The sequence below is a fragment of the Agromyces albus genome, assembly GCF_004134825.1.
GTDB lineage: Bacteria > Actinomycetota > Actinomycetes > Actinomycetales > Microbacteriaceae > Agromyces > Agromyces albus.
On sequence record NZ_SDPN01000069.1, the window covers coordinates 1 to 10,679 of the forward strand.

The window sequence follows — 10,679 nt, forward strand, 5'->3', positions numbered from 1 at the left end:
GGCCACGTGCCGCCCGCGTTCGGCGGCCCGCAGCCCCCGCAGCACACCCAGCCCACCATGCCGATCGCCGGTGCGCCCGCGCAGGGCACCGACGCCACAGGGGGTCCTGCTGCACCGAAGCAGCGCCGGGTCGGTCTCGGCGTCGCCGCCGCGATCGTGGCCGCCGCGCTCATCGGCGGTGCATCGGGCGCCGGCATCACCGCGCTCATCTCGAACGACGACGGCGTGGTCTCGAACGACAGCGCCGGTGTCGAGAGCATCGTCGTGAACGACCCCGATTCGGTCAACCAGATCACCGCGGTCGCCGCGAAGGCGAGCGAGAGCGTCGTGACCATCTCGGTCTCCAGCGGCCAGGGCGCCGGCACCGGTTCGGGCATCATCCTCTCCGACGACGGTTACGTGCTCACGAACACGCACGTGGTCACGCTCGACGGCGCGACCGCCGACCCGGCGGTCAAGGTGAAGACGAGCGACGGGCGACTCTTCGACGCCGAGCTCGTGGGCACCGATCCGCTGTCCGACCTCGCGGTCATCAAGCTCGCGGATGCGTCAGACCTCACCCCGCTCGAGTTCGCCGACTCCGACAACCTCAACGTCGGCGACACGGCGATCGCGATCGGCGCTCCCATGGGCCTCGCGGGCACCGTGACGAACGGCATCGTGAGCGCACTCAATCGCAGCATCGATGTGGCCTCGTCGGCCGCTCCGACCACGCCCGACGATGGCGGCGAGGGCGACGGCGGCCAAGAGGGCTCCGAGAGCCCGTTCGACTTCTGGAACTTCGAAGCACCTGAAGGCGGCGAGCAGCCGCAGCAGCAGCAGGGCCAGATCTCGATCCCGGTCATCCAGACGGATGCCGCGATCAACCCCGGCAACTCGGGCGGCGCGCTCCTCGACTCCGAGGGCAACCTCATCGGCGTCAACGTCGCGATCCTCTCGGCCGGCAGTGCGCAGACCGAAGCCGGCAACATCGGTGTCGGGTTCGCCGTTCCGTCGAACCTCGCCGAGCGCGTCGCGAAGGAGATCATCGAGAACGGCTCGGCCACCCACGGCCTGCTCGGCGCCACGGTGACCGCCGCCGAGAGCGACGCCGAGAGCACCACGGTCGGCGCACTCATCTCCGAGGTGAGCGCAGGCGGCGCGGCGGCGAACGCGGGCCTCGAGGCGGGCGACGTTGTCACCGAGTTCAACGGAGTGCCGATCACCGACCAGACCGACCTCACCGCGCAGGTCCGCGCACTGCCCGGCGGCGCCGAGGCAGAGCTCACTTACCTGCGGGGCGGCGAGTCGCACACCGCGTCGGTCACGCTCGGCACGTTCGAGGGCTGATCTGAGCGGCATGTCTGCCGTGCGGCGGGGCCGGATCCGACGGGGTCCGGCCCTGCCGCACGTGTGCCCCTCGAAGCCCGCCGCGGGCGCTGCTGCTAGGCTCGATCGACCCCAGCGCGAGTGAGGAACATGCCCGAGCAACACCCTGAGGCGGCGACATCGCCGCTCCTCGGCGTCTCCTACGTCATGCCGGTGCTGAACGACGCATCGCACGTGCGCGCGGCGGTGGAGTCGATCCTCGCGCAAGACTACGAGGGCCCCGTCGAGGTGCTCATCGCACTCGGCCCGTCGATCGACGGCACGGCAGGGCTCGTCGCCGACCTCGCCTCGCGCGACGAACGCGTGGGGGTTCTCGAGAACGAGGTGGGCTCGACGCCGGCAGGCCTGAACATCGGCATCCGGGCCGCGCGCTACCCCGTCATCGTGCGCGTCGACGCCCACTCGATGCTGCCCGTCGACTACGCCCGGGTGGCGGTCGAGGTGCTCGAACGCACGGGTGCCGACAACGTCGGCGGCATCATGGCCGCGCATGGCGAGACGCCGTTCGAGCGGGCCGTCGCGATCGCCTACGGCACAAAGGTCGGCCTCGGCGGCACGCCATGGCACGTGGGAGGACACGAGGGTCCCGCTGAGTCCGTGTATCTCGGCGTCTTCCGAACCTCGGCGCTCCATCGCGTCGGCCTCTTCGACGAGGGCATCAAGCGCGGCCAGGACTGGGAGCTGAATCGCCGCCTCCGCGAGACGGGCGGCACCGTCTGGTTCACGCCCCGGCTCAGCGTCACCTACCGCCCCCGGTCGACCCTCGAACGGCTCGGGCGTCAGATGTTCTCGACCGGTCTCTGGCGTGGAGAACTCGCCCGTCGGTTCCCGGCGGCCAACGGCATCCGGTACTTCGTGCCCCCGGTCATGGTGCTCGGGGTCGTCCTCGGACTGGTCGCCGGCTTCATCGGCATCGTGCAGGCCTCCGCCGACGGGATGCCTTGGCTGCTCGCAGGATTCGCCGTGCCGCTCGTCTACCTGCTCTTCGTCGTCGTCGCGACCATCGCCTACGCCCGCGGGCGTGGCGCAGCCACCGCGGCGTGGTTTCTCATAGTCTTGCCCTGCATCCACGTCTCGTGGGGGCTCGGCTTCGTGCTCGGCTATCTCTCGCTGACGAGCAACATCGCAAAGCACACGGGAAGGTGACGCGGATGTCCCCAGCCAGATCGGGTTCCGCCAGACCCTCGAGCATCGCCGAGCTCCGCGCCGTCACCCAGCCGCCCGAGGTGCGCCTCCGCCGCAACGCCGAGCACTGGACGGCGTCGCTCTACCTCCGTCAGTTCTCGCCCTACCTCACCTGGCTGCTGCTGAAGACGTCGATCTCGGCGAACGGCGTGACGGGACTCATGATCCTCGTCGGGTGGTCGACCGCCGCGGCGCTGCTCATTCCGGGCATCTGGGGCGCACTGCTCGCGGTCGTGCTCGGCCAGCTGCAGATGCTCGTCGACTGCTGCGACGGCGAGGTCGCGCGCTGGCGTCGCACGTCGTCGCCGGCCGGGGTGTTCCTCGACAAGGTCGGGCACTACACGACCGAGGCCCTCATCCCGATCGCTCTCGGCATTCGGGCGGCGGCATACCCGCTCGAGTTCCCCGCCGACTTCCTCTGGACCACGATCGGCGCCATGCTGGCCCTCATCATCGTGCTGAACAAGGCGCTCAACGACATGGTGCACGTGGCACGCGCGAACGCGGGGCTCGCGAAGCTCGCCGACACCCCCGGTGAGACCGCGCCGCGCGGGGGGCTTGTCGCCAAACTCCGCAAGGCCGCGCGCTTCCTGCCGTTCCACCGCCTCTACCACTCGGTCGAGCTCACGCTCATCGCGTTCGCTGCGGCGCTCGTCGGCCTCGTCTTCGGCGAGCCCCTCGTCGACCGCATCGTCGTCGTCGCGCTCCTGCCCCTTGCATTCGTCTCGGTGTTCGGCCACTTCGTGGCGATCATGGCGTCGCGTCGTGTCCGTTCCTGACGGCGTGAACGCGCGGTCGAACGCCGCGGCGCACACGGTGCCGCGCGTCGGCGTAGTGGTGCTCACGCAAGGCACCCGGCCCGACGACCTCGCGCGCGGCATCCGGAGCATCCTCGACCAGGAGGGCGTCGTCACCGATGTCGTCTGCGTCGGCAACGGGTGGGATCCTGCCTCAGCAGAGCCGCCGTTGCCCGCCGGGGTGAAGACCCTGCACCTGCCCGAGAACCTCGGCATCCCGGCCGGCCGCAACCGCGGCGTGCCGCTCGTCTCGGGCGAGGTGCTGTTCTTCCTCGACGACGACGCGTTCCTGCCGAGCGTTCGCTTCCTGCGAGACGGATGCCGCATGCTCGCCGAGCGCCCCGAGCTCGGCCTCATCCAGCCGCGCGTCGTCGACCCCACCGGTCTCGTGTCGCCGCGCCGCTGGATCCCGCGCATCCGCAAGGGCGATCCCACGCACTCGGGCAACGTCTTCTCCTGCTGGGAGGGAGCGGTGCTGATGCCGCGCGCCGTCTTCGATCGGACCGGCGGGTGGGCCGACCCGTTCTTCTATGCGCACGAGGGCATCGAGCTCGCCTGGCGGGTGTGGGACACGGGCCATGTCGCGTGGTACGCGGGCGACCTCGAGGCGGCGCATCCGGTGATCGACCCGGCCCGCCACGCGTACTACTACCGGCTGAACGCTCGCAACCGGGTGTGGCTCGCCCGCCGCAACCTCCCGGCGATCCTCGTGCCGTTCTACGTCGGCTCGTGGACCGCGATCCAAGTGTTGCGATGGGCGCGCCGCCCTGCTGCGCTCTCGGCGTGGTTCGCGGGATGGCGTGCAGGCTGGCGGGAGCACCCGGGGGAGCGCCGTCCGATGTCGTGGCGCACGGTCTGGCGGATGACGATCGCCGGTCGCCCGCCGCTCGTCTGAGCCGCCACGGTAACGATCCCCTTTCGGTACCCCCGCGAACGGGGGCTCGCGGCATCCGTCCAGTCGGCCCTCGCTACCCTTGACCCGTGGCACTGATGAGAGACGCGCGGCGCGCAATCAAGCTGGCGAAAGGCGTCATGTGGGCGCGGAGTGCGCGGCGAACGCTCGCGAAGAAGCTCGCCGAGCGCCCGCCGCTCGAACCGCACCACTACCGCGTCGGCGTCTACTTCGCCGACGGCAGGGTCAACATCTACCAGCTGAGGCAGTGGTACAAGCCGCTCCTCGAGCTCTCGAAGCGGCATCCGGTGCTCATCCTCACTCGCGCCTCCGGTTCGGCACTGCAGTTGCTCGAAGAGTCGCCGCTGCCCGTCGCCTACGTGCGCACGGTTGCCGACCTCGAGCACGTCATCCACGAGCAAGACCTTCACGTCGTGTTCTACGTGAACCAGAACGCGAAGAACTTCCAGATGATGCGCTACGGGCGCCGCTGGCATGTGTTCATCAACCACGGCGAGTCCGACAAGATGTACATGACGACGAACCAGTTCAAGGCCTACGACTACGCGCTGATCGCGGGCGATGCCGCCCGCGCACGGCTCGAGAAGGTGCTCTGGGACTACGACTTCGACAAGCGCGCCATCCCGATCGGCCGCCCGCAGGCCGATCACTACCTCGACGGGTCTCCGCTGCCGTATCCGTCCGATGGGCGCGAGGTCGTGCTCTACGCCCCGACGTGGGAGGGCGACCGCGGAGCCGCCGCCTACGGCTCGATCGCCTCGCACGGCGTCGATCTCGTGCGCGGCCTGCTCGCGACGGGCCGGCACCGGGTGATCTATCGACCGCATCCGCGCTCCGGAGTCGTCGACCCCGAGTACGGGGCCGCCAATCGTGCGATCATCGCGGCGCTCGCCGCGGCCAACGCCGCCGATCCGAGCGCCCACCACATCTACGACAACGGTCCTGAGCTCGGCTGGCAGCTCGCTGCGGCCGATGTCGCGATCGTCGACATCTCCGCGATGGTCTACGACCGGCTCGCGGCCGGCAAGCCCCTGCTCATCACCCGCCCGGCGAATCCCGAGGCGCAGATCGACACCGGCGGGTACCTCCAAGCCTGCGAGTGGCTCGAGGCGACGGATGCCGCGGCGATGGTCTCGCGCGTCGACGAGGTCACCCACGACGCGGGGGCACTCGCACGACTCGGCGTCTGGGTCGAACGCTACTTCGGCGACACGACCCCCGGGGTGACGACCGCGCGATTCCACGACGCGGTCGACCACCTCATGGACGAGTGGGCGCGATTCGCCGCCATCCACGCAGGGGAGCCCGAGGTCGACGAGTTCGAGATCGAGGCCGAGGAGGCCGACGACGAGGCCGAGGCGCTCGGCGCATAGTCAGGAAGCGGCGTCGTCGGAGTCCGAGGTGTCGGAGGTATCCGAGGTCACCGCGTCATCGGCAGCCCCACCGGCGCGCTTCGACCTGCCACGGCGGCGCACCACGCGCCCGGCCGCGGCACGGAGTCCACGGCTCGTGTCCACGGCGACGCCGCCGACGGCGGCGCCCGCTCGAGCGACGGTCGATCCTGCCGACCGCACCAGCGATGTGTGCTCGCCCGGTTCGAGCTCGATCGGCAACACGGGTGGCGGTGCACCGAACGCGAGTCGCGCCTGCTGCAGCACCTTGCGGCCGAGGAGGTGGTTGCCCACGCCACCGATCGCGGCCCCGATGCCGAACGGAATCGCCTTGCCGATGATGCCGGCACCGCCGCGCACGGCGAACTGCTTGAGGAATCTGGTGCGGAGCCGGTCGACGACGCCGCCCATGATCGCCTTGGGCATGCTGTTGGTGATGAGCTCGCCCCAGTAGGCGTTCCGAGCAACTCCCTTTCCGGTCGCCTGCCCGGCGAACTGGCGCACGAGGTCGACGCCCTCGCCGCCGAGCATGAGCGTCATCACGAGGGCGCGCGCTCGGTCGGGGTTCTCGACGGCGATGCCGTGCACCTCGGCGACGGACTGCGCGAAGAGTGCGGTGGCCTCGAGGAATCCGGCGGTCTCCACACCCGAGAGAGCGAGGGTGACACCCGTGCCGATGCCGGGGACGACCGCCGTGGCGCCGACCGCGGCCCCGCCGGTCGTGACCGCGGCGAGGTAGCGGCGCTCGAGGATGCGCACGATCTGCTCAGGAGTCGCATTCGGGGATCTCCGGCGGATGCTCCGGAGGTGCGCGACGACGATCGGACGCTGGATGTGGAGCACGGCGTCGATACTGCGCTCGAACCCGCGGGAGCGTCCGACGTCGCCGGTCGGCGAGGTCGGCGGGGCCGGCGCCGTTGGATCGGGCTGCCCCTCGCGCGGGACTTCCGTGCCCAGCGATGTGATCTTGTGCACGCGTTCGCTCATAGTGGGACGATCTTAGGCGGCGGACCCGTGCGAATGGCGGGGGTTGCGCCGCCGTTCGGGTTCGTGCACGGCTCGACACGTGCTCGGCAGGCCTCCCGTGCCGGGTGATCGGCGGTTGCTACGCCTTCGACCCGTGGTCGGCGTTGTAGCGGTCGAGCACCTCGTCGATCGGGGCGTCGAGCACGAGCGCACCCTTGTCGAGGTAGAGGCCACGAGTGCAGAACCTCCGCAGGTCGCGCTCGTTGTGCGAGACGAAGAAGAGCGTGCGGCCGCCCGCGAGGAGCTCGTCGATGCGCCGGTAGCACTTCTCACGGAAGCCCTTGTCGCCAACGGCGAGCACTTCGTCGACGAGCATGATGGGCTCCTCGAGCTGCGAGATCACCGCGAACGCGATGCGCACCTTCATGCCGCTCGAGAGGTGCTTATACGGGGTGTCGAGGAAGTCGCCGATGTCGGCGAACTCGATGATCTCGTCGAACTTCGCGTCGATCTGGGCACCCGTCATGCCGTGCAGCCCAGCGGTGAGGTACACGTTGTCGCGTACCGTCAGATCGTCGACGAACCCGCCCGTGATCTCGATGAGCGGGGCGACGCCGCCCGTGACCTCGACGGTGCCCTCGTCGGCGATCATGACGCCCGCGACGAGCTTCAGGAGCGTCGACTTGCCCTGGCCGTTGCGTCCGACCACGCCGATCGCCTCGCCGGGGCGCACATGGATCGACACGTTGCGGAGCGCCCAGAACTCGTCGGGACGAGTGCGGCGGCGGCGGCCGGCGAGGAGGTCTTTGAAGGTTCGGCGACCACGACGGTTGCGGCGGAACCGGATACCCAGCCCCTCGGTGCGGATGGCGGTGTCGGGCGCCGAGACGGCGGTGGTGGCATCCACGTCAGATCTCCTTCAGCACTTGGCGCAGGCTTCCCCGGAAGACCAGCAGGCCGATGGCGAGCAGCGCGACCGACATCACGGCCGATATCGCGACGTTGAACCAGTCGAGCTCGTCGGGGAAGAAACCGGAGCGATACAGGCCGAAGATGCCCGACAGCGGGTTGAATGCCGCCCAGATGTGCAGTTCGGCCGGCAGGTTGGACACGCCGTAGATGATCGGCGACGCGTAGAACAGGAAGCGCAACACGAGCTTGACCGCGCGCTCGAGGTCGCGGAAGAAGACGACGAGTGGGGCGACGATGAGCGCCACGCCGGCGGTGAGGATGGCCTGCAGCAGGATGGCGAGCGGGAAGAGCGCAAGCTCCCACCCGACCGATGCTCGGAAGACCACGGCGAACAGCACGAGCACCGGGATGGCGAGCAGGAACTCGATGCCCTTCGAGAGCACGATGCGGTTCACCCAGATCGTGCGAGGGATCTTCGTCGATCGCACGAGCTTCGCGTCTTTCAGGAACGCGCGTGTCGAATCCGAGACCGTGCCGTTGAACCACATCCACGGCAGCAGCGCCGAGAGCAGGAACACGATGTAGGGCTCGGTGCCCACGGGCCGCTGGAACACCTGCGTGAAGACGAACCAGTAGATGCCCGCCATCACGAGTGGATCGAGCACCGACCAGACGTAGCCGAGCGCCGACGTCGAGTAGCGCACCTTCAGGTCGCGCGTGGTGAGCAACCACAGCGAGTGCCGGTAACGGTGCCACGGCGTTCGCTGCAGTGGATGCGTTTCGGCGTAGCTCATCACGCTCTCATCGTAGATGCCGCGCCGCGGTAGGTTTGAAAGGAGACGATCGGCGCGTGCCGAGCCCCGTCGAAAGGAGCGTCGTGCACCGCACCAGCACCCGCGTGATCTTGAGTTGCGCTGCGATCGGCGTGGGCGGCGGGCTCTTCGCGGCCGGGGCGGGCTATCTCGCGGGCCTCGTCGCTGGCCTCGTCCCCATGCTCTACGGGATCACGATCGGTTCGCATTTCCTGCCGAGCGCCGTCGCACTCGCGCTGCTGAAACGACCGGGCGTCGCGATCCTCACGGGGTTCATCGCGGGTCTCGTCGGGGCGGCCTTCGCGCCGCAATGGATCCTTCGCTTCCTCGGAACCGGCCTGCTCGTCGGTGCGCTCCTCGAGCTGCCGTTCTTCGTCACCCGGTACAAGAACTGGTCGCCCGCGCTCTACTACCTCGCCGCCGGAGCCGCCGGCGTGATTCTCGCCGCCGGAACCTTCGTCGTACTCGGCCCCGAGCACTACGCCCCGTGGTTCTGGGCGCTCTACCTCGCGCTGTTCGTGCTCAGCCCGGTGCTCTTCACGTGGCTCGGCCGGGTGATCGCCGTGTCGCTCTCGAGGGCCGGCGTCGCGCGGGCGCTCACGTGAGCCGCCACAAGCGCTGAGATGCGAAGAGCGGATGCCTCGAGGCATCCGCTCTTCACTGCTGTGCTGCTGCGATGCAGCGCCGGCGTGACTACACGAAGTGGTTCGCACGCTCCAGGTCTTCGGCGAAGTCGATCTCGACCGCGTAGAGGTCGGAGATGTCCATGGGCTCAACGAGCAGGCCGTTCTGCTCGATCGCGAGCTCGAGGCCGCGCTCGAAGTAGTCCTGGTCGCCGACGCGGGCAAGGTGCGCGAGGAGCACGGCCTTGTCACGGCTCGAGATGTAGTTGATGCCGACGGCCTCGCCGAGACCGCCCTTGACGGTCTTGGAGAGCGCCTTGATGTAGCCCTCGGCGCTCGTCGTGTACTTGACCTCTTCGTCGGAGACCTTCGACGTGTTGACGGTCACGAACGACTGGTCGCGTGCGATGAAGGGCAGCGCGCGGTCGAGGATGCGCGGGTCGAAGACCACGTCGCCATTCATCCAGAGCACTCCGCCGGACTGCGAAGCCTGGAGGGCGCGCATCAGGCTCTTGGAGGTGTTGGTCTGGTCGTATTCCTCGTTGTAGACGAACGACGCCTGCGGGAATGCCTCGATGATGTGTTCGAGCTTGTAGCCGACGACGATCGTGACGTTGGCGTTGCGGCCGAACGCGTGCTCGATGTTGTCGAACTGCTGACCCATGATCGTGCGGCCGTCGCTGAGCTCGGTGAGGGGCTTGGGGAGGGACCGCCCGAGCCGGCTCCCCATGCCGGCCGCGAGAATCACGATCTGGGTATTCACTGCATCTCCTTCGGTGGGTCGGATGCCGCGAGCCGCAACACCCATCGCAGGGTGTTCGCCGCAAATTCATCCGGAAGTTCACATATGGACACGCCGTTATGCCGGTGTTCAGGATACCGGGATGCCGCCACCCCCACCACGGGGGACGGACGTCGTGTCAGGATTGTGATGCGACGTTCAGTGAATCCCCAGCTTCGCGGACCGCGTGACGAGGCAGGAATGAGCGCTGCGAGAGACGTCTTGGTAGGTTGGCTTGGTGACTTCCGTTTCGCGCTCCAACCAAGACGACGAAGCAGCCGAGGGCACCGGCACGGGGGTGCCTGAAACAGGGGAGTCCCCGACGGACGCGGCGGCTGAAACCTCGTCGACCCCGGCGCGATCGGGTGCGACGAAGAGCACGCCCGCTGCGAGGTCTGCGGCGGCGAAATCGAGAGCTGCGAGGCCGGCAGCGACGTCGGCGGCCGCGAAGTCGGCGGCGGCCAAGCCCGCGGCAGCGAGGTCAGCGGCCGCGAAGTCAGCGGCGGCGAAGGCGGCTGCCGACGAGCAGGCTGCTCTTGAGCAGACTGAGGTGCAGCCCCAAGATGTGAAGCCGGCAGCGACGAAGCCGGCAGCGGCGAGGTCGACCGCAGCGAAGTCGGCAACGGCGAGGTCGACCGCAGCAAAGTCGGCAGCGGCGAGGTCAACCGCAAAGTCGACGGCAGCAAAGTCGACCGCAGCAAAGTCGACCGCAGCGCGGAGTGGCGCATCGAAGCCCGCCCCGAGGAAGCCGGCCGCGACGACGGCGGCGGAGGGTGAGACGAAGCAGCCCGCACCCTCGAAGCGTACCGCGGCGTCGCGGGCCGCGTCGGCGGATTCTGCGGCAGCGCGAGGCGATGCGGCGAAGTCGACGCCCACGCCGCGGGCCACGGCGGCGAAGGGGGCGGCAGCGTCCACGGCGCGGAGCCGCGCG

11 protein-coding genes are annotated in these 10,679 nt (G+C 69.1%); 6 read left to right on the plus strand and 5 right to left on the minus strand.

Features of this window, described 5'->3' with window-relative positions; all coding sequences use genetic code 11:
- The 5 genes from ESP51_RS19505 to ESP51_RS19525 all read left to right on the plus strand — a co-directional run.
- On the plus strand, window positions 1-1,329 hold a 1,329-nt coding region (locus ESP51_RS19505), incomplete at its 5' end, for a S1C family serine protease (RefSeq protein ID WP_129522534.1).
- 129 nt (window positions 1,330-1,458) lie between these two features.
- A complete protein-coding gene (locus tag ESP51_RS19510; protein WP_241843273.1) occupies window positions 1,459-2,514 on the plus strand; it encodes a glycosyltransferase family 2 protein in 1,056 nt (351 codons plus the stop codon).
- 5 nt (window positions 2,515-2,519) lie between these two features.
- The gene (locus ESP51_RS19515; protein ID WP_129522535.1) at window positions 2,520-3,332 is read left to right on the plus strand and encodes a CDP-alcohol phosphatidyltransferase family protein; all 813 of its coding nucleotides are present in this window, start codon (window positions 2,520-2,522) and stop codon (window positions 3,330-3,332) included.
- Complete coding sequence (locus tag ESP51_RS19520) at window positions 3,319-4,245, plus strand: glycosyltransferase family 2 protein (RefSeq protein ID WP_241843274.1); 927 nt, start codon at window positions 3,319-3,321, stop codon at window positions 4,243-4,245. The genes ESP51_RS19515 and ESP51_RS19520 overlap by 14 nt, the downstream gene beginning before the upstream one ends.
- A gap of 86 nt (window positions 4,246-4,331) precedes the next feature.
- Window positions 4,332-5,636: a hypothetical protein gene (locus ESP51_RS19525; RefSeq protein ID WP_129522536.1), complete on the plus strand. Its 1,305-nt coding sequence runs from the start codon at window positions 4,332-4,334 to the stop codon at window positions 5,634-5,636.
- On the opposite strand, the gene ESP51_RS19530 is transcribed toward ESP51_RS19525, so the two are convergent.
- The 3 genes from ESP51_RS19530 to ESP51_RS19540 form a co-directional block, all read right to left on the minus strand.
- The gene (locus ESP51_RS19530) at window positions 5,637-6,641 is read right to left on the minus strand and encodes a hypothetical protein (protein WP_241843275.1); all 1,005 of its coding nucleotides are present in this window, start codon (window positions 6,639-6,641) and stop codon (window positions 5,637-5,639) included. It lies immediately after the preceding gene.
- A gap of 118 nt (window positions 6,642-6,759) precedes the next feature.
- Window positions 6,760-7,527, minus strand: a complete 768-nt coding sequence (locus tag ESP51_RS19535; RefSeq protein WP_206737372.1) for an ABC transporter ATP-binding protein — start codon at window positions 7,525-7,527, stop codon at window positions 6,760-6,762.
- Window position 7,528: 1 nt separating this feature from the next.
- A complete protein-coding gene (locus ESP51_RS19540; protein WP_129522538.1) occupies window positions 7,529-8,326 on the minus strand; it encodes an ABC transporter permease in 798 nt (265 codons plus the stop codon).
- A gap of 83 nt (window positions 8,327-8,409) precedes the next feature.
- Here ESP51_RS19540 and ESP51_RS19545 point away from each other — a divergent pair, with 83 nt between their 5' ends.
- Window positions 8,410-8,949, plus strand: a complete 540-nt coding sequence (locus ESP51_RS19545) for an ECF transporter S component (protein WP_164990609.1) — start codon at window positions 8,410-8,412, stop codon at window positions 8,947-8,949.
- Window positions 8,950-9,037: 88 nt separating this feature from the next.
- On the opposite strand, the gene ESP51_RS19550 is transcribed toward ESP51_RS19545, so the two are convergent.
- Both ESP51_RS19550 and ESP51_RS19555 read right to left on the minus strand, forming a co-directional pair.
- Window positions 9,038-9,730 carry a phosphocholine cytidylyltransferase family protein gene (locus ESP51_RS19550; protein WP_129522540.1) on the minus strand — a complete coding sequence of 231 codons (693 nt, stop codon included), beginning with the start codon at window positions 9,728-9,730 and terminating at the stop codon, window positions 9,038-9,040.
- A gap of 177 nt (window positions 9,731-9,907) precedes the next feature.
- On the minus strand, window positions 9,908-10,679 hold a 772-nt coding region (locus tag ESP51_RS19555), incomplete at its 5' end, for a hypothetical protein (RefSeq protein ID WP_206737373.1).

Excerpts from the sequence above, each read along its gene's own strand:
- ESP51_RS19510 (WP_241843273.1), top strand. The coding sequence starts at position 1,459 with ATGCCCGAGCAACACCCTGAGGCGGCGACATCGCCGCTCCTCGGCGTC.
- ESP51_RS19515 (WP_129522535.1), top strand. The coding sequence starts at position 2,520 with ATGTCCCCAGCCAGATCGGGTTCCGCCAGACCCTCGAGCATCGCCGAG.
- ESP51_RS19530 (WP_241843275.1), bottom strand. The coding sequence starts at position 6,641 with ATGAGCGAACGCGTGCACAAGATCACATCGCTGGGCACGGAAGTCCCG.
- ESP51_RS19540 (WP_129522538.1), bottom strand. The coding sequence starts at position 8,326 with ATGAGCTACGCCGAAACGCATCCACTGCAGCGAACGCCGTGGCACCGT.